General features: G+C 70.2%; 14 protein-coding genes. 9 read left to right on the top strand and 5 right to left on the bottom strand.

Annotated elements, in window-relative coordinates; genetic code table 11:
- The first annotated feature begins 46 nt into the window (after positions 1 to 46).
- The 4 genes from ACKY0X_RS15840 to nudC are packed head-to-tail and all read left to right on the top strand — an operon-like array spanning position 47 to position 8633.
- Positions 47 to 3193: an ATP-dependent helicase gene (locus ACKY0X_RS15840; RefSeq protein WP_409426808.1), complete on the top strand. Its 3147-nt coding sequence runs from the start codon at positions 47 to 49 to the stop codon at positions 3191 to 3193.
- The gene (locus ACKY0X_RS15835) at positions 3190 to 6546 is read left to right on the top strand and encodes an ATP-dependent helicase (protein WP_409426807.1); all 3357 of its coding nucleotides are present in this window, start codon (positions 3190 to 3192) and stop codon (positions 6544 to 6546) included. The genes ACKY0X_RS15840 and ACKY0X_RS15835 overlap by 4 nt, the downstream gene beginning before the upstream one ends.
- Before the next feature lie 55 nt (positions 6547 to 6601).
- Positions 6602 to 7678, top strand: a complete 1077-nt coding sequence (locus ACKY0X_RS15830; protein WP_065038803.1) for a TrkA family potassium uptake protein — start codon at positions 6602 to 6604, stop codon at positions 7676 to 7678.
- Positions 7679 to 7706: 28 nt separating this feature from the next.
- Positions 7707 to 8633 carry an NAD(+) diphosphatase gene (gene nudC, locus ACKY0X_RS15825; RefSeq protein WP_409426806.1) on the top strand — a complete coding sequence of 309 codons (927 nt, stop codon included), beginning with the start codon at positions 7707 to 7709 and terminating at the stop codon, positions 8631 to 8633.
- Positions 8634 to 8638: 5 nt separating this feature from the next.
- Here nudC and ACKY0X_RS15820 read toward each other — a convergent pair whose 3' ends face one another.
- Positions 8639 to 8887 (bottom strand): mycoredoxin, encoded by a 249-nt coding sequence (locus tag ACKY0X_RS15820; protein WP_046285727.1) that lies wholly within the window; start codon positions 8885 to 8887, stop codon positions 8639 to 8641.
- A 73-nt stretch (positions 8888 to 8960) separates the two neighbouring features.
- Between ACKY0X_RS15820 and ACKY0X_RS15815 the strand changes: the two genes are divergently transcribed.
- From ACKY0X_RS15815 to ACKY0X_RS15805, 3 genes are all read left to right on the top strand, one after another.
- Positions 8961 to 11072 carry an ATP-dependent DNA helicase UvrD2 gene (locus ACKY0X_RS15815; RefSeq protein WP_409426805.1) on the top strand — a complete coding sequence of 704 codons (2112 nt, stop codon included), beginning with the start codon at positions 8961 to 8963 and terminating at the stop codon, positions 11070 to 11072.
- 72 nt (positions 11073 to 11144) lie between these two features.
- Positions 11145 to 11267 carry a hypothetical protein gene (locus ACKY0X_RS15810; RefSeq protein WP_409426804.1) on the top strand — a complete coding sequence of 41 codons (123 nt, stop codon included), beginning with the start codon at positions 11145 to 11147 and terminating at the stop codon, positions 11265 to 11267.
- 123 nt (positions 11268 to 11390) lie between these two features.
- The gene (locus ACKY0X_RS15805) at positions 11391 to 11636 is read left to right on the top strand and encodes a WhiB family transcriptional regulator (RefSeq protein ID WP_046285740.1); all 246 of its coding nucleotides are present in this window, start codon (positions 11391 to 11393) and stop codon (positions 11634 to 11636) included.
- A 12-nt stretch (positions 11637 to 11648) separates the two neighbouring features.
- On the opposite strand, the gene ACKY0X_RS15800 is transcribed toward ACKY0X_RS15805, so the two are convergent.
- Genes ACKY0X_RS15800 through ACKY0X_RS15790 form a run of 3 tightly spaced genes read right to left on the bottom strand, consistent with a single transcriptional unit; the run spans position 11649 to position 14545 of the window.
- Positions 11649 to 13004 (bottom strand): ABC1 kinase family protein, encoded by a 1356-nt coding sequence (locus ACKY0X_RS15800; RefSeq protein WP_409426803.1) that lies wholly within the window; start codon positions 13002 to 13004, stop codon positions 11649 to 11651.
- A gap of 55 nt (positions 13005 to 13059) precedes the next feature.
- The gene (locus ACKY0X_RS15795; RefSeq protein ID WP_409426802.1) at positions 13060 to 13929 is read right to left on the bottom strand and encodes a TOMM precursor leader peptide-binding protein; all 870 of its coding nucleotides are present in this window, start codon (positions 13927 to 13929) and stop codon (positions 13060 to 13062) included.
- Between the two features lie 40 nt (positions 13930 to 13969).
- On the bottom strand, positions 13970 to 14545 hold the full coding sequence (locus ACKY0X_RS15790; RefSeq protein WP_065152353.1) for a TetR family transcriptional regulator: 576 nt from the start codon (positions 14543 to 14545) through the stop codon (positions 13970 to 13972).
- Positions 14546 to 14592: 47 nt separating this feature from the next.
- Here ACKY0X_RS15790 and ACKY0X_RS15785 point away from each other — a divergent pair, with 47 nt between their 5' ends.
- Positions 14593 to 15501 carry a lysophospholipid acyltransferase family protein gene (locus ACKY0X_RS15785; protein ID WP_409426801.1) on the top strand — a complete coding sequence of 303 codons (909 nt, stop codon included), beginning with the start codon at positions 14593 to 14595 and terminating at the stop codon, positions 15499 to 15501.
- On the opposite strand, the gene ACKY0X_RS15780 is transcribed toward ACKY0X_RS15785, so the two are convergent.
- Positions 15462 to 16799 (bottom strand): zinc-dependent metalloprotease, encoded by a 1338-nt coding sequence (locus ACKY0X_RS15780; protein WP_409426800.1) that lies wholly within the window; start codon positions 16797 to 16799, stop codon positions 15462 to 15464. The genes ACKY0X_RS15785 and ACKY0X_RS15780 overlap by 40 nt on opposite strands.
- A gap of 100 nt (positions 16800 to 16899) precedes the next feature.
- On the opposite strand from ACKY0X_RS15780, the gene ACKY0X_RS15775 reads away from it, so the two are divergent.
- On the top strand, positions 16900 to 17919 hold the full coding sequence (locus ACKY0X_RS15775; RefSeq protein WP_409426799.1) for a PDZ domain-containing protein: 1020 nt from the start codon (positions 16900 to 16902) through the stop codon (positions 17917 to 17919).
- Positions 17920 to 17971: the final 52 nt, after the last annotated feature.

Here is a 17971-nt window from a genome sequence, read left to right as displayed (position 1 = left end):
CCAGCCGCGCCCACACTTGTCGGAGGGCAGTGCTCTCATAGGCGGCATGCCAGACGATTGGGGATCGCCCACCGCGCAGGCCGACGCGGCGCTCGATCCGCGTGCGCGTGGCGTCTTGCAGGTGCGCGGCGGACCCGGTACCGGCAAGACCCGCCTGCTGGTGGAGGTGGCCACCGCCCACGTCGCCGCCGGTGTGGACGCCAATTCGGTGCTGCTGCTCACGGGCTCGGGCCGGCTTCCCGCGGCGGACCGCGGAGCGCTGACCGCGACATTGCTGGCTGCCGGCGGGCCCGACGGCGGCCAGGCGATCCGGGAACCGCTGGTGCGCACGGTGCACGGCTATGCCTTCGCGGTCCTGCAGCGCGCCGCCCGGCGAGCCGAGGCCACCCCACCACGGCTGGTCACCGGCGCGGAACAGGACAGCGTGATCCGGGAGCTGCTGGCCGGGGACGGAGCCGGGGCCTGGCCGCCGTCGCTGCACGCGGCACTGGCCACCGACGGCTTCGCCACCGAACTGCGGGACTTGATGGCACGCTGCGCCGAACGCGGCGTGGACCCGGCAGAGCTGACCAGGTTGGGCAAGCGCTGCCGCCGCCCGGAGTGGACGGCCGCGGGCCGGTTCGCCCAGCAGTACGAGCAGGTGATGCTGCTGCGTGCCGCCGTCGGTACGGCGGCGCCCCAGGCCACTACACCGGCGCTGGGCGCAGCGGAATTGGTCGGGGCGGCGCTGGAGGCGTTGGCGACCGACCCGGATCTGCTCGTCGATGAACGCAACCGGATCCGGCTGCTGCTGGTCGACGACGCCCAGCAACTTGACCCGCAGGCGGCCCGGTTGGTCCGGGTGCTCGCCGCCGGCGTGCACCGGACGGTGATCGCGGGCGACCCCGATCAGGCCGTGTTCGGCTTCCGCGGTGCCGAACCCACCGTCCTGCTGGGCGACGACGCGCAATCCGACGGCGCCGCGGTGCCCGTAGTGACGCTGACGACGTCGCACCGCTGCGCCCCGGCGGTGGCCAAGGCCATCAGCGCCGTCGCCGCGCGGCTGCCCGGGACCAGTGCCACGCGCCGTATCGAGGGCACCGGACCCGACGCCGGGGCGGTGAGCGTGCGCACCGCGGCCAGCAGCCACGCCGAGGCTGCCTTGATCGCCGACATCCTGCGGCGCGCCCACCTGATCGACGGAGTGCCGTGGTCGCAGATGGCGGTGATCGTCCGGTCGGTGCCCCGGGCGGCCGCGCGGCTGCCCCGCACCCTGGCCGCCGCCGGGATCCCGGTCCTACTGCCGGCCAATGGTGGGTTGCTGGCCGAGCAGCCCGCGGTGGCTGCCCTGCTCACGGTGCTGGAGTGCACTGCTGACGTCGTGGACGGAACTCGGGCGCTGGCCTTACTCAGTGGGCCGATCGGGCGAATGGACCCGATCTCCCTGCGGCAACTGCAACGCTCCCTGCGCCGCGGCGCGGCCCGCCCGGGAAGTCCGTCCGATGCCTATCCCGGCGACCGTCTCGCGGCAGTGCTTACGGGCGCGCCGGGTGAGCTGCCGGCCGCGCACGGCCGCGCGCTGCGCCGGGTTCGCGGGGTGCTGCAAGCCGCGGCCCGCAGCCACGCCGACGGCCGCGACCCGCACCACACGCTGTGGCAAGCCTGGAATCGCTCAGGGCTGCAACAACGCTGGCTGTCGGCCGCCGAGCGCGGCGGTACCGCCGGCGCACAAGCCGGTCGGGATCTGGATGCGGTCACCGCACTGTTCGACCTCGCGGAGCAGTACGTGGCGCGCACGGCCGGTGCCACCCTGACCGGGCTCGTCGAATACGTCACCGCCATGCAATTGGGCGCGCCCCGCGCCGAGCCTGCGACAGGCACGGAGGCGGTCGGTGTGCTCAGTGCGCACGCCGCACTCGGGCGCGAATGGGATCTGGTGGTCGTCGCCGGAGTCCAGGAAGGGCTGTGGCCCAACACCGTTCCGCGCGGTGGCGTGCTCGGAACCCAGCGGCTCCTGGACACCCTGCACGGCTTCGGGGAAGAGGTCTCGGCTCGGGCCCCGCTGCTTGCCGAGGAGCGCCGGCTGCTAGTGGCGGCGCTGGGACGGGCGCGGCGCCGGCTGGTGGTCACCGCTGTCGACGGCGACGGGGACGGCGGCACCGAGGAACAGCTCCCGTCGGAGTTCTTCGCCGAACTCGCAGCGTGCGCCACCGATGAAGGCCACCGAGCGCCGGCATCGCCGGTGGTGGCTCCGCCGGTGCTGTCGGCGGCCGGGCTGGTGGGTCGACTGCGCGCCGTGGTCTGCGCACCGGAGGCCCAGGTCAGCGAATCCGAACGCGCTGACGCGGCAACGCAATTGGCGCGACTTGCCCAGGCCGGGGTGCCCGGTGCCGATCCGCAGAGCTGGCACGGCGCGGCGCCGTTGAGCACCGAGGAGCCACTTCGCCAACCCGGCGACGGGCCGGTCACCCTGTCGCCGTCGGCTCTGCAGAGCCTGCTGGACTGTCCGCTGCGCTGGCTGGCCGAACGCCACGGCGGCACCGACGGCCGCGACCTGCGCTCGACGATCGGATCGGTGATACACGCGCTGGTCGCCGAATCGGCGGGCAGTCCGCAGGAACTGCTCACCGAGCTGAACCGGGCATGGCAGCAACTGCCGTTCGCGTCGCAGTGGTACTCGGCCAACGAACTCGACCGGCATCGCGCCATCATCGAGACGTTTCTGGCATGGCGGGCCCAAACCCGTGGCGAACTAACCGAAGTCGGCACCGAGGTCGGCTTCGACGGAGTGATCGACGCCGGTGAGGAGGGGGTTCGGCTGCGCGGCCGGATCGACCGGGTCGAACGCGACGCCGCTGGCCGGCTGGTGGTCGTCGACGTCAAGACCGCGAAAACCCCGGTCAGCAAGGACGACGCGCAACAGCACGCCCAGTTGGCCGTCTACCAGCTGGCGGTCGAAGCCGGGCTCATCGGGCCCGACGAGCAGCCCGGCGGGGGCCGGCTGGTCTATCCCGCCAAACCTGGAACCGTCGGCGCCACCGAGCGCGAACAAGACCCCCTCACACCCGACACCGGTGAGCAATGGCGGGAGCGGATCGCGCAGGCGGCCACGGCCACCGCCGGCCCGCAGTTCACCGCCCGCGTCAACGACGGGTGCCGGCATTGCCCGGTCCGGCCGATTTGCCCAGCCCACGACGGCGGGTGCGGCGCATGAGAAACCACTACGACCCCGCAGAACTGGCAGCCGCGCTCGGGTTGCACCAGCCCACCGAGGAGCAGGCCGCGGTCATCGCCGCCCCGCCGGGCCCGTTGGTGGTGATTGCCGGTGCGGGTGCCGGCAAGACCGAGACGATGGCCGCCCGGGTGGTGTGGCTGGTCGCCAACGGCTACGCCGACCCCGGCCAGGTCTTGGGCCTGACCTTTACCCGCAAGGCGGCCGGCCAACTGCTGCGCCGGGTTCGATCCCGCTTAGCGCGGTTGGCCGGTGCCGGACTGATGGCGGCCGAACCGAATAAGCCCGGCGCGAAAGCCATCGACGGCGCCCCGGCCACGACGCCTGTGGTGAGCACCTATCACGCCTTCGCCGGCGCGCTGCTGCGCGAGTACGGGCTGCTGCTCGGCATCGAGCCCGACACCCGGCTGCTCACCGAGACCGGGCTGTGGCAGCTGGCGTTCGACGTGGTCAGCGGTTATCCCGGGGAACTGCACACCGATCGGGATCCCGCCGCGGTCACCGCGATGGTGTTGCGGCTGGCAGGCCAGCTCGCCGAACACCTGGTGGACACCGACGCACTGCGCCACACCCATGTGGAGTTGGAGCGGCTGGTGCTCACCCTGCCGCCGGGCCCGCGCCAGCGCGCCGAACCCAACCAGTCGCTGCTCAAGATGCTCGACACCCAGACCGAACGTGCCGAGCTGGTGCCGCTGATTGAGGCCCTACACCAGCGCATGCGGGCGGAACGGGCAATGGATTTCGGCGCCCAGATGGCCACTGCCGCGCGCCTGGCGCAGTCAAACGAGGCCGTCGGCGCCCGGTTGCGCGCCACCTACCGGGTGGTGCTGCTCGACGAGTACCAAGACACCGGGCACGCCCAGCGCATCGCCCTGTCGTCGCTGTTCGGCGGCGGTGTCGACGACGGCCTGGCGCTGACCGCGGTGGGTGATCCGATCCAGTCGATCTACGGCTGGCGCGGTGCCTCGGCGACCAACTTGCCCCGATTCGCCACCGACTTCCCGCTCTCCGACGGCAGCCCGGCGCCCACCCTGGAGCTGCGGACCAGCTGGCGCAACCCGCCAGAGGTGCTGCACCTGGCCAACGAGATCTCCGCGGAGGCACGCCAGCGTTCGGTAACGGTGCAATCGCTCCGACCGCGCCCGGCCGCGCCCCCCGGCGACGTGCGGGTCGCCCTGCTACCCGACGTCGTCACCGAAGTCGAGTGGGTCGCCGAGGAATTGCAGCGGCGCTACCGGAAGGCCAACGCCGACGGGGTTGACCCGCCCACCGCCGCCGTGCTGGTGCGGCGCAACGCCGACGCCGCACCGCTGGCCGAGGCAATCCGCGCCCGCGGCGTCCCGGTGGAAGTGGTGGGGCTGGCCGGGCTGGTGTCTGTGCCCGAGGTGGCAGACCTGGTCGCGATGCTGCGGCTGATCCAAGAGCCGACCGCCGGCGCGGCGGCGATGCGCGTGCTTACCGGCCCGCGCTGGCGGTTCGGCGCCGCCGACCTGGCCGCGCTGTGGCGACGCGCCGGCGAGCTGGCCCGGCCCGAGCAATCCAGTGCGCCGGTATCGGCCGCGGAGATCGCTGCCACGGCCGGGCCCGATTCGGACACCGCATGTCTGGCCGACGCGCTCGCCGATCCTGGTCCGGCAGAGCGCTATTCGGCCGCCGGGTACCGTCGCATCGTCGCTCTTGCCGAGGAACTGACGTTGCTGCGCGGCCATCTGTGGCATCCGCTGCCCGACCTGGTCGCCGAGGTACGCCGGGTGCTGGGCCTGGACTGCGAGGTGCTCGCCGCGCAGCCGGTGGCGGCAAGTGCGGCGGGTACCGAACAACTCGATGCCTTCGCCGATGTGGTGGCCGGTTACGCCGAGGGTGCCGGGGCACAGGCCGCGTTGCCGGGTCTGCTGGCTTACCTGGATGCCGCCGCGGTGGTGGAGAACGGACTGGCGCCGGCGGCACCGGCCGTCGCCGCCGACCGCGTCCAGATCCTCACCGTGCATGCCGCCAAGGGGCTGGAGTGGCAGGTGGTCGCGATACCGCACCTGGTGGCGCGGGTTTTTCCGTCGACCGCGTCGCGACGCAGCTGGCTCTCCGACGCCGCTGAGCTGCCGCCGCTGCTGCGCGGCGACCGGGCGCAGCCGTTTGGGCCCGGCGGTTCAGCGAGGTTCGACGGAGGAGAGGCGAAGCTGGGACCGCCGCATGAACCCGGCGATCACGGCGTACCGCTGCTCGACACCGATGCGGTCACCAACCGAAAGCAGCTGTCCGACGCCATCTCCGAGCATCAGCGCCGCCTGGATCAGCGGCGCGTCGACGAAGAGCGCCGGCTGCTCTATGTCGCTGTCACCCGGGCCGAGGACACCCTGCTGGTCTCTGGCCACCACTGGGGACAGGGTGAGGCCAAGCCGCGCGGGCCGTCGGATTTCCTCGCCGAGATCAAGGCGGTGATCGACAGCTCGGCCGACGAGGGAACGCCCTGCGGGATGGTCGAGCATTGGGCGCAGGCTCCGGCCGACGGAGAGAAAAACCCGTTGTGCGACACCGTAAACGAAGGAGTGTGGCCGGCCGACCCGCTGGACGGCCGGCGCGCTGATGTCGAACGCGGCGCGGCACTGGTCGCCGCGAAACTGCGGGCCGGCGAACTCCAGGATGGCGAACCCCAGGACGGCACGGCCTCGGCTAACCCGTGGGCCGCCGACGTGGACGCCCTGCTGGCGGAGCGGGCCACAGCCGCAACCCCGCAGGCTCGCACCCTACCCAACCAGCTCTCGGTAAGCGGGCTGGTCGAGTTGAGCCGTGACCCCGACGGTGCGGGGCAGCGTCTGAGCCGCCGGCTCCCGGCCCGGCCAGACCCGCATGCGTTGTTGGGCACCGCATTTCACGACTGGGTTCAGCGACTCTACGGCGCCGAGCGGCTCTTCGAGCTCGAAGACCTACCCGGCGCGGCCGACGCCGACACCGCCCGCGCCGATGCGCAGGAGCTGGCCCGACTGCAGGCGGCGTTCCTGGAATCGCCTTGGGCTGCCCGTACTCCCACCGCCGTCGAGGTGCCGTTCGAGATGGCCATCGGCAGCCGGGTGGTGCGCGGCAGGATCGACGCGGTGTTCGTCGAGCGTGACGGCGGCGTCACCGTGGTCGACTGGAAGACCGGAACGCCCCCCGACGGACCTGAGGCGCGCCGGCACGCCGCCGTCCAGCTGGGCGTCTACCGGCTGGCCTGGGCCGCGTTGACCGGCTGCCCGGCATCGCAGGTACGAGCCGCCTTCCACTATGTGCGTTCCGGGACCACCGTCGTCGCAGACGAGCTGCCCGAACTGGCTGACCTGGCCGCGCTGCTGAACGCCTGACGACGGGTGTGGTTACAGTGGGTCCGTGCGTCAGGCTGACCGATGACCGCCCGTCGTGGCAGGAGCTAGCTGGCGGCGGCTGCGGCGTCTTGACGAGACGCTGACCGCCCAACCCAGTTATGCGCTCGTCGGCGTGTTACGTATGCCGCACGGGCAGTCCAGCCCCGGCCGCACCGTCTATCGCCGAAGCCTGATCGCGCTGGCGGCACTGCTGGTGTCGACGCTGTTCGTCTACGTCGACCGCGACGGCTACCAGGACGTGCAGGGCGACCGGTTGACCTTCCTGGACTGCCTCTACTACTCGGCGGTGACGCTGTCGACCACCGGATACGGCGACATCACGCCCGTCACCGAGTTCGCCCGCATGATCAACGTGCTGGTCATCACCCCGCTGCGGATCGCCTTCCTGATCTTGCTGGTCGGAACGACCGTAGAGGCGTTCACCGAGACCTCCCAGCAGGCGTTCCGCATTCAGCGTTGGAGGAAGAGAGTGAAAGACCACACCATCGTCATTGGGTACGGAACCAAGGGCAAGACCGCGATCGCGGCGATGCTCGGCGACGACGAGACCACCCCGAGCGACATCGTCGTGGTGGACAACGACCGAGCCGTGCTCGAACGCGCCAAGACCGCCGGGTTGGTGACCGTCGACGGCGATGCGACCCGCTCGGATGTACTGCGGCTGGCCAGCGCCCAGCGCGCGTCGGCGATCGTGGTCGCCACCGGCTCCGACGCCACGGCGGCGTTGGTGACGCTGACCGCCCGCGAGATCGCCCCGCAGGCCACCATCGTGGCGTCCATTCGAGAAGCCGAGAACCAGCACCTGTTGGAGCAGTCCGGCGCCAACTCGGTCGTGGTGTCCTCGGAGACCGCCGGACGCTTGCTCGGCATCGCCACCACCACGCCTCGGGTGGTCGAGATCATCGAGGACTTGCTCACCCCGGATGCCGGCTATGCCATCGCCGAGCGTGAGGTGGAGCAGCAGGAAGTCGGCGGATCGGCCAAGCATCTCAACGAGATAGTCCTCGCCTTGGTGCGCGAGGGTCGGCTGCTGCGACTGGATGCACCGGAGGTCGACGTGATCGAGGCCGGTGACCGGCTGCTCTACGTGCGTACGGTGGCCAACCAGTGACGATCGCGGCGCGTCGGCGCGGGGAGGAATGATGGGCAATTTCCAGCTGCGGCAGGTGCCCCTGCTCTCACGGGTCGGGGCTGATCGAGCCGACCAGTTGCGTACCGACACTGACGCGGCCGTCGCCGGCTGGTCGTCCGCCGCGCTGCTGCGTGTTGATCCCCGCAACCAGGTATTGGTCGCCGGCGGCCGGGTGGTTCTACACGAGGCCAGCGACCTGGGCGATACGCCACCGTCGGATGCGGTGTTCCTGGGTCGTGTCGAGGACGGTCGGCACGTCTGGGCGGTCCGCGGCGCGCTGCAGGCACCGGTCGGGGCCGACGTCTCGGTGCTGGACATCCGTGCCACCGGTGACATCTTCGACGACGTCAGCGCCCAGTTGGTGTCGTCGGCCATCGCGCTGCTGAATTGGCATGACCACGCCCGGTTTTCGGCCGTCGACGGCACGCCGACCAAGCCGGTGCGCGGCGGCTGGGCGCGGGCCAACCCGGTCACCGGGGTGGAGGAGTTCCCCCGCATCGACCCGGCAGTGATCTGCCTGGTGCACGACGGCGCCGACCGCGTTGTGCTGGCCCGCCAGCACAACTGGCCGGTGCGGATGTTCTCACTGCTGGCCGGGTTCGTCGAGGCCGGCGAGTCGTTCGAGACCTGCGTGGTCCGCGAGGTTCACGAAGAGGTCGGGCTGGCCGTGCGTGACGTGACCTACCTGGGCAGCCAGCCGTGGCCCTTCCCGCGGTCGCTGATGGTCGGCTTCCACGCCGTGGCCGACCCGGGGCAGACCTTCGTCTTCAGCGACGGCGAGATCACCGAGGCGGCCTGGTTCACCCGAGACGAAGTGCGGGCCGCGCTGTCTGCCGGGACCTGGAACAGTGGCGATCCCGACGCCAAACTGCTGCTGCCCGGCTCGATCTCGATCGCCCGGACCATCATCGAGTCCTGGGCTGAAGCGAGCTGACGGGTCTAGCCGCCGAGGCGCTCCAGCTTCGCCTTGACCTCACGCCCGGTCGGGTTCGTGAGCGTCGAGCCGTCGGGGAAACGAAGCGTCGGCACCGTGCGGTTGCCGCCGTTGGCTGAGCTGACGAACTCCGCCGCCGTGGGGTCCAGCTCGATGTCGATCTCCTCGTAGTCGATCCCGAGGTTCTTCAACGAGGCCTTGAGCTGCCGGCAGTAGCCGCACCACTGGGTCGTGTACATGACGAGCTGGTTCATAACTCCCCAAACCTAATAGGTCGCCAGCTGATTCCCGAATCGGCGTCGGGGCCCGTCGGGGGTGCCTGCCAAGATGGACGCCATGGATGCGCTCATCGCCGGCCTCGACGAGGAGCAGCGCGCTGCGGTACTGGCGCCGCGCGGCCCGGTGTGCGTGCTCGCCGGCGCCGGGACCGGCAAGACCCGCACCATCACCCACCGCATCGCCCAGCTGGTCGCCGGCGGTCACGTCGCGCCCGGACAGGTGCTGGCAGTGACGTTCACCCAGCGTGCCGCCGGCGAGATGCGGTCGCGGCTGCGCGCACTGGGAGCGGCGGCCGGGGCGGGGGCGGCCGCCGGGGTCGGCGGAGTGCAGGCGCTGACGTTCCACGCCGCCGCCCGGCGGCAGTTGCGCTACTTCTGGCCGCGGGTGGTCGGCAACACCGGCTGGGAACTGCTGGACCGCAAATTCGGGGTGGTGGCCCGCGCCGCCGGCCACGCGGGGCTGCGGTTGAGCAATGACGACGTCCGCGACGTGGCCGGCGAGATCGAGTGGGCTAAGGCATCCCTGATCGGGCCGGAGCAGTACCCCACGGCGGTGGCCGCGGACGGCCGGGATATTCCGCTGGATGCGGCGAAGCTGGCCGAGGTCTATGCCGGTTACGAGGCGCTGAAGGCCCGCGGCGAAGTGGCGATGCTCGACTTCGACGATCTGCTGCTGCACACCGCCGCCGCGATCGAGAACGACGCGGCGGTGGCCGCCGAATTCCGGGACCGCTACCGCTGCTTTGTCGTCGACGAATACCAGGACGTCACGCCGCTGCAGCAGCGGGTGCTGTCGGCCTGGCTGGGGGAGCGCGACGACTTGACCGTGGTCGGCGACGCCAATCAGACCATCTATTCGTTCACCGGCGCCTCGCCGCGCTATCTGCTGGACTTCACTCGCCGATTTCCTGAGGCTGCGCTGGTGCGCCTGGAGCGGGATTACCGGTCCACGCCCGAGGTGGTGTCGTTGGCCAACCGGGTGATCGCCGCCGCACGTGGGCGGGTGGCCGGCAGCAAGCTGAAGCTGATCGGCCAGCGCGAATCCGGTCCGACGCCGACCTTCCGCGAGCATCCCGACGAGGTCGCCGAGGCCGCGGCGGTGGCCAAGTCCATCGCCCGGCTGATCCACGACGGCACCTCGCCGGCCGAGATCGCCGTGCTGTACCGGATCAACGCGCAGTCCGAGGTCTACGAGGAGGCGCTCACCGAGGCCGGCATCGCCTATCAGGTGCGCGGCGGCGAGGGGTTCTTCACCCGCCAGGAGATCCGTCAGGCGCTGGTCGCCCTGCAAAGGGCCTCCGAAAGAGCAGCGGAACGGGGCGCCGACGGGCCGCTACCCGAAACCGTGCGGGGCGTCTTGGAACCGCTCGGTCTGACTACCGAGCCCCCGACCGGGGCCAAGGCGCGCGAGCGCTGGGAGGCCCTGGGTGCGCTGGCCGAGCTTGTCGACGACGAGGTGGCCCAACGCCCGGACCTGGACTTGCCCGCGCTGTTGACCGAACTGCGGATGCGCGCCGACTCCCGGCACCCGCCGACCGTGCAGGGCGTCACCCTGGCATCCCTGCATGCCGCCAAAGGCTTGGAGTGGGACGCGGTGTTTCTGGTGGGCCTTGCCGACGGCACCCTGCCCATCTCGCATGCGCTGGCGCACGGCGCGGACAGCGAGGCAGTCGAAGAGGAGCGCCGACTGCTCTATGTCGGCGTCACCCGTGCCCGGATCCACCTGACGCTGAGCTGGGCGCTGGCCCGCGCCCCGGGCGGGCGGGCCGGCCGCAAGCCGTCGCGGTTCTTGAGCGGTATTGCCCCGCAGGCCGACGCCGCCACCACACCCACCAAGCGCCGGGCCCGTGGCGCCCCGAAGTATTGCCGCATCTGCAACAAGGCGCTGGACACCCCGGCGGCCATCATGCTCAGCCGCTGCGAGACTTGCGCCGCCGACGTCGACACCGAGTTGCTGGTGGCGCTCAAGGACTGGCGTTTGCGCACGGCCACGGAGCTGAAAGTGCCTGCCTACATTGTCTTTTCGGACAACACCCTGACTGCCATCGCCGAGATGCTGCCCGGCGACGAGGCCGCTCTGGTGGCTATCCCGGGCATCGGCGCGCGCAAGCTGGAACAGTTCGGCTCCGATGTGCTGGAGCTGGTCCGCAACCGGGGCTGAAACCCGGGTCCCACCACTGCCGGCGGTAATTCGGTTGTGGGTCGGTGGGCCGAGCCGCTAACCTCGGATCCCATGACCACGATCAGCGTCCTGTGGGTAGCCGGCGCGCGCCATGCCGCCGCTGCCAAGGCGGCGCTGCGCCATGCCGCAGTAGCCGCCGCCGTAGACGCGTCCGTGCATCGGGGTTCGCCCTAACAGCAGCCCCCGCCCCCGATGGCCACGGACCCACCAGGATCCGTGGCCATTATTTTTGCTCGGCAGACCGCCGACCGGCCCGGATCAGAACCCCACGAACCGACCGGAAAGCAGGTATGCACCATGTCGAGAACCCTGAAGTTGCCGTGTAACAGCGATCCAGACCTGTGGTTCGCCGACGACCCGGCCGATCTGGAGCGGGCCAAGGCACGGTGTGCTCAGTGCCCGATCCGCCAGCAGTGCCTGGCGGCGGCGTTGCAACGCGCCGAGCCGTGGGGTGTGTGGGGCGGTGAGATCCTGGACCGGGGCAGCGTCATCGGCCGCAAGCGGCCGCGCGGCCGTCCGCGTAAGGAGCCGGTGGCCGCGTAAGCGGCCGCAGCATCAGGCCGACGGACCGACCGCGATGTCTTCGGGATCGGTGAAGCCGGGCACCAATTCCTCGGAGAGCCGCTTGACCGGCACGTGGGCATCGAGCTGACACATGATCGCCGTGGTGGATCCGAGCACCCGCATCGGCATCGCGAGTTTGGGCGGCAGATCCAGCTGCCGCGCGGTCTTGAGCTGCTCGACGGGGCGCTCCAACTGCTTGCCGGCGATCCGCATCAGCCACTTGCGGCTGTAGTGGAACACCTCGACCTCGACGGGCTCGACGTACTGGCGCAGCATCTCGTCGATCTCGCGCACCGAGACGTTCTGGCCCTTCTGGATGAAGCCGCCCTGGCGCATGACCGCGATGACCTTCTCGTAGTCCTTGTCCCGGGCGTACCGCACCGCGGCACCCAGCTCCGGCGGGAACCCGCCGGGCATCGGCGCTACCGCACCGAAGTCGATGATGCCCATCCGGCCGTCGGCCAGCAGCATGAAGTTGCCGGGGTGGGCGTCGCCGTGGATCAGCTCCAGCCGGCGGGCGGCGTCCCAGGTGAACTCGGCCAGCCGGGTGCCCATCAGGTCGCGCTGCTCGACGGTGCCGTTGCGGATGATCTCGGCCATTCCGACGCCGTCGATCCACTCCTGGATCACCGTCTTGGGAGCGCTGGCCACGACATTGGGGATGTGGAAGTGCGGGTGGCCGGTATAGGCCTTGGCGAAGATGCGCTGGTTGTCGGCCTCCAGCCGGTAGTCCAGCTCCATCTCGGTGCGTTCGATCAGCTCGTCGATGACGCCCTTGACGTCCACGCCGGGGGCGAGCTGCTTGAAGATGCCGGTCAACCGCCGGATCGTCTTGAGGTCGGCGCGCAGCGCCTCATCGGCGCCGGGGTACTGGATCTTGACCGCTACGGGCCGCCCGTCGGCCCACACCGCCTTGTGCACCTGTCCGATGCTGGCTGAGGCGATGGGGGTGTCGTCGAAGTCGGTGAAGCGCTCCCGCCACTTGGTGCCCAGCTGGGCGTCGAGCACCCGGTGCACCTTGTCCGCGGGCAGCGGCGGAGCGTCCTTCTGCAGCTTGGTCAGCGCCTCCCGGTAGGGCTCGCCGAACTCCTCGGGGATGGCCGCCTCCATCACCGACAGGGCCTGGCCCACCTTCATGGCGCCGCCCTTGAGCTCACCCAAGACGGTGAACAGCTGGTTGGCCGCCTTCTCCATGAGCTCGGCGGTGACCTCGTCCTTGGACTTGCCGGTCAGCCGCTTCCCGAGCCCGAGTGCTGCCCGGCCGGCAAAGCCGACGGGCAGGCTGGCCAGCTTCGCATTGCGCGCTGCGCTTCCGCGTTTGATTTCTGACACGTGTCCATCATCCATGACGTTGTTGTGGTGCCGGTCACCGCGGTGACAATTTTCGGTGCCGGATGGGACCTCAGCAATCGCATAGCGGGTGGCGGACCCAGCGCCGTCTCATCATCGATCCGGTGGCCAGATCCAGCTCCAGGGTGGCGTCCAGCGTCGGAGGAGCAGTCAGGTCCGGGCGGGCTGCAGCGCCGCGCACCGCTGCGATCACCCGATCGACTTGGTTCAGTGCCAGCGCCGCCGTCGCCAGCACGGTTGCCCGGTCGGCGTGGGCGGCGGTGTGGCGTAGCTGTGCCGCCACCGCGGGCCAGGCGGAGTCCCGGTCTCGCCGGTGCAGATCGGCGCACCGCAAACAACTGGTGACTCCCGGCAGGACCAGCGGGCCGACCACTCCGGTGCCGTCGCGCACCCGAACCGGCAGGTGCGGCACCCGCGCGGCGTGCAGCTCACGTACCAACCGCGGATCGGGAACCAGGTAGTCGGCCAGCACCACCAGATCGGTCCCGGCGGCGCTCACCGTGGCGTGCGGGTGACTGCTGCGCCGGACCACGGCGCTCGAGCAGCGCAGCGACTCGACCAACAGATCCGACAACGGCCCGCGGCCGTGCACCCGCAACGAGACCGTGCGGCACTGACGGCGGGTGGCGGCGCCGCGGACGGCGACACGAGCCGCCACCAGCGCGGCCAGCAGGTCGTCCAGGTCCGCGGTGTCCACGTGGCCGTGTTGGGCGGCTTCCTGACGCAGCGCGGCCACCGTGGTCGGGATCTGCATTGTGCGTAAGACGGTGGCCAGCGCGGTGGTGCTTAGCCCGCGGGGCGGCCGCACCAGCACGGCACGTCGCGGATCCCAGCCAACCTGAACGGCACCGTCGGGGCGTAGCAACACCGGCAGCGCCGGATCGAGGCTGTAGGTGGAGGTCTCGGAACCAGCCCTGGTCACGCAGGCGACCCTGCCACGCCGGGCGGTGACGGTCCTCCCGTCATCCACAGGGGGCAGAAACGACGCGCCGCGCGGCCTCCACAGCGGCGCGGCGTTGGCGTGCGATGACGGCGCGGTCGGTGAGGGTCTCGTACGGGTCGGGGGAGTGCGCCCAGGCCAGGCCGATACCGAACAGCAGCGCCAGTAGATCGAGGGGCTCCCAGGAGCTGTCCACGTGCCCGTCGGTCTGGGCGGTTTCGATGGCGGTGACCGCGTGCTCGAAGAGCGCCTGCCCGTCGGCGTGGGGCTCGTCGAGGGCCAGTCCTTCCAGGCGGGCCCAGGTGATCATGCGCAGGTGTTCGGGGCTGTTTCTGCCCAGATCGTAGACGTCGCCGGCGAATTCGGGCACCGCATCGGGGCGCAGGGTGACCGACCGATAGAAGGCTGCCACGTCGGTGTCCACCACTTCGCGAAACAGTGCTTCCTTGTCGCCGAAGTGGGCGTAGAGGCGTTCCTTGCTGGCGTGTGCCTCGCGGGCGATGCGGTCGATGCGTGACCCGGCCAGACCACGGTGAGCGAACTCGGCGCGGGCAGCGTCAAGGATCTGACCGCGCAGCTCGGTGGCGCTCCTTCTCACAGCAAGATCATAACCGTACGAACTAGTTCGTTCTGTAATGTGAGGACATGCACGTGCTCCTAGACACTGACGCGATCCTGAACCATCCGCCGCGAGTTGAAGCCATGCGGCGCGCTGTGGAGGCCGTCGCCGACGCGGTCACGCCCGTCGTCGAGGCGTACCGCCCCTACGTCGAAGGGCTCGAGAACCTTCCCGCCGATGGTCGATTTCTCTTGGTGGGCAACCACACTCAAACCAGTGTGGAAGCCCTGCTGGTTCCGTTCCATGTTCGGCGGGCCATCGGCAAACGGGTGCGGTCACTGACGGACCGGCAGTTCGGGCGCATGCGGGGCCCGGCCCGTGATCTGCTCGCCGCGGCGGGGGCTCTGGTGGGGGCGCCTGAGCCCGTCCGCGAACTGATGCGCCGCAACGAGCCCATTCTGGTGTTCCCGGGCGGCGGCCGCGAGATTCCGAAGTTCAAGGGGGAGGAGTACACCCTGCGTTGGCAGGGCCGCGCCGGATTCGCCCGCCTCGCAGTCGAACACGATTATCCGATCGTTCCGGTGGGGCTGGTGGGTGGCGACGACGTCTACCGGAGCCTGAGTCGTCGCGGCGGCAGCTGGGAGCGCTTCAGCACGGCGGTGTCGCGTCGGCTCTCCGGGCCCCCGGACATGGTTATGCCGTTGCAGCACGGGATCGGCCCCACCCTTATCCCTCGACCGCAGCGGATGTACTTGCGCTTCGGCGCCCCCATTGAGACCACCAAGCCAGCCCGCGTCTCGAGCGAGAAATGGGTTGCCACCGTGCGGGAGAAGACTCAACAGTCACTCGAGGGGATCTTGGCCGACCTGCTCGACGTCCGCGCCGAGGACCCCTACCGCCACCTCAACCCGTTGGCTTGGCGGCAAGCAATCTCACCGCCAGAAGCCGCCGTGCCTCAGTCGCCGGCGTCGTCGGGATTACCGGCTTCGCGCTGAAACTCGGCGATCGCCTGGTCGATAGCCGAGTCGACGTCGCTGGAGCCGCCGATGATCCGGTCGATGAATGCGGCCGGCTCGTCGAGATCGGCGGACTCGGGCAGCAGATCGGGGTGCTGCCATACCTTGTCTCGGGCGTCGGCCCCGACCGCCGTGGTCAACCGCTCCCAGAGCACCGCGGCCTCGCGCAACTTGCGCGGGCGCAGCTCCAGACCGACGAGCGTGGCGAAGGTCTGCTCGGCCGGGCCGCCGGTGGCGCGCCGGCGGCGCAGCATCTCCGAGAGCGCGGCGGTGCCCGGGATCCGGTCGCCCAGTGCCGCATTGACCACGGTCTGGACCCAGCCCTCGATCAGGGCCAGCAGGGTCTCGAGGCGCTCCAGAGCGGCGAGTTGCTCCGGGGTCGACTTGGGTTCGAACACGCCCTGGTTGAGCAGTTCGTTCATCGCCGAGGGATCGGTCATCGCCGCCGGATCGAAGCCCTGGGCCAATTCCTCGATGCCCCGGATATCGATCTTCATGCCCCGGGCGTAGGCCTCCACCGCGCTGAGCAGCTGGTTGGACAGCCACGGCACGTGGGTGAACAGACGGTGGTGGGCGGCCTCACGGGCGGCCAGGAAGGTGACGATCTCGCTGCGCGGCTGCTCCAGGCCGCCGGCCAATTCCTCGATCGCGCCGGGCAGCAGCGCGGCCACTCCGCTGGGCCCCAGCGGTAGGCCGATGTCGGTCGAAGTCAGCACTTCTCCGGACAACCGTCCCAACGCCTGGCCCAGTTGGGAGCCGAACGCTAATCCGCCCATCTGCGACATCACCGACAACAACGGGCCGGCCATGCTTTTGGCCTCTTCCGGCAGCGCCGAGGCCCACACCGACGAAACCTGTTCGGCCATCGGGTCACACAGTCGCTGCCAGGTGGTCATGGTGTGCTCGACCCAGTTCACCGGCGTCCAGGCGACCCCACTGGTGGTGCCGGCCGGCAGTGAAGTCGCCCCGTCGAGCCAGGTTTCAGCCAGGTGCACCGCATCGCCGATGGCGGTCGCGGTTGAGGCGGTGACGGGCGCTACCGAACCGATCGACTTGATCGCGACCTGTCGCGCCAGGTCGTAGTTCACCGGCCCCGCCGGTCGGCCGTCCGCGCTGACCCGGCCGGCACCGCTGAACATCTGCCCGAGCTGGGTAAAAACCTGGCCCAGATCGGCCATGTTGAAACCAGCACCCATCCCGAACGGGTCGGAGGGCCGGGAGCCTCGCTCGCGGTCGGGGTCGTCCCCAGAAGAGAAACCGAAGGGCAGATCAGCCATAGATACAACCGTACTCACCGCCAACGTCCGGCGGTACGACACGGGGCCACCAGTGGTCGGGCCGTTACCGCCTGGGCATGGGCCGTTTACCATACCCGGGGTGAACAGGCGGATTCTGACGCTGTTGGCGGCTGTGCTGCCGGTGGTCGCGTTCGGCGTGCTGCTGACGGCGGTGACGGTGCCCTTCGTGTCATTGGGACCGGGTCCGACGTTCGACACCCTCGGCACGATCGACGGCAAGCAGGTGGTCGACATCGAGGGGACCACCACACACCCGACGACCGGCCACCTCAACATGACCACGGTCTCCCAGCGCGACGGCCTGACACTGGGGGAGGCGTTGGCTCTGTGGCTGTCCGGACGTGAACAGCTCATGCCGCGTGACCTGGTCTATCCGCCCGGCAAGTCCCGTCAGGAAGTCGACGAGAGTAACGACGCCGACTTCCGTGCGTCCGAGCAGAGCGCCGAGTACGCCGCGCTGGGCTACCTGCGCTACCCATCAGCGGTCACCCTGGCCGACGTCCAAGACCCGGGGCCGTCCGCCGGCGCGCTGCAGCGCGGCGACGCCGTGGACGCCGTCAACGGCCAACCGGTGTACACCGTGCAGCAGTTCACCGCGCGGCTAGCCGACACCAAGCCCGGCGAGAAGGTTGTCATCGACTACCGGCGCAAGAACGCCGCACCCGGCACGGCGCGGATTACGCTCGGAGAGAACAAGGACCGCGCCAATGGATTCCTGGGCGTGTCCGTCCTTGATGCGCCGTGGGCGCCGTTCACCATCGACTTCAATCTGGCCAACATCGGCGGCCCGTCGGCGGGGCTGATGTTCTCGCTGGCTGTCGTGGACAAGCTGACCAACGGCACCCTGGCCGGGCCGAACTTCGTTGCCGGCACCGGGGTCATCAAGGCCAACGGCCAGGTGGACGCGATCGGCGGGATCGCGCACAAGATGATGGCGGCCCGCGAGGCCGGCGCGACGGTGTTCCTGGTCCCGGCCGACAACTGCTACGAGGCCAGAAACGACGACAAGGGTCTGCAACTGGTCAAAGTCGACAGCCTCGCCCAGGCGGTGGGCGCGCTGCGAACCATCACCGACGGAGGTCAGCCGCCCTCTTGCTGAGTGTTCGTTGGCTACAGTGGGGCCGTCAGGAACAACTGAGCTAGGGAGCGTG

The sequence above is a fragment of the Mycobacterium sp. SMC-11 genome, from assembly GCF_046250095.1.
GTDB classification, from domain to species: Bacteria; Actinomycetota; Actinomycetes; order Mycobacteriales; family Mycobacteriaceae; genus Mycobacterium; species Mycobacterium heraklionense_A.
Note: the sequence above shows the minus strand (reverse complement) of the source record. Positions and strands in the feature narration are given on the sequence as shown.

Bases quoted from the DNA above. Each gene is read 5' to 3' on its own strand.
- ACKY0X_RS15780 (WP_409426800.1), bottom strand. From the start codon at position 16,799: ATGGCTGATCTGCCCTTCGGTTTCTCTTCTGGGGACGACCCCGACCGC.
- ACKY0X_RS15800 (WP_409426803.1), bottom strand. From the start codon at position 13,004: ATGGATGATGGACACGTGTCAGAAATCAAACGCGGAAGCGCAGCGCGC.
- ACKY0X_RS15785 (WP_409426801.1), top strand. From the start codon at position 14,593: ATGCACGTGCTCCTAGACACTGACGCGATCCTGAACCATCCGCCGCGA.
- ACKY0X_RS15820 (WP_046285727.1), bottom strand. From the start codon at position 8,887: ATGAACCAGCTCGTCATGTACACGACCCAGTGGTGCGGCTACTGCCGG.
- ACKY0X_RS15835 (WP_409426807.1), top strand. From the start codon at position 3,190: ATGAGAAACCACTACGACCCCGCAGAACTGGCAGCCGCGCTCGGGTTG.
- ACKY0X_RS15810 (WP_409426804.1), top strand. From the start codon at position 11,145: ATGACCACGATCAGCGTCCTGTGGGTAGCCGGCGCGCGCCATGCCGCC.
- ACKY0X_RS15840 (WP_409426808.1), top strand. From the start codon at position 47: ATGCCAGACGATTGGGGATCGCCCACCGCGCAGGCCGACGCGGCGCTC.
- ACKY0X_RS15815 (WP_409426805.1), top strand. From the start codon at position 8,961: ATGGACGCCATGGATGCGCTCATCGCCGGCCTCGACGAGGAGCAGCGC.
- nudC (WP_409426806.1), top strand. From the start codon at position 7,707: ATGATGGGCAATTTCCAGCTGCGGCAGGTGCCCCTGCTCTCACGGGTC.
- ACKY0X_RS15805 (WP_046285740.1), top strand. From the start codon at position 11,391: ATGTCGAGAACCCTGAAGTTGCCGTGTAACAGCGATCCAGACCTGTGG.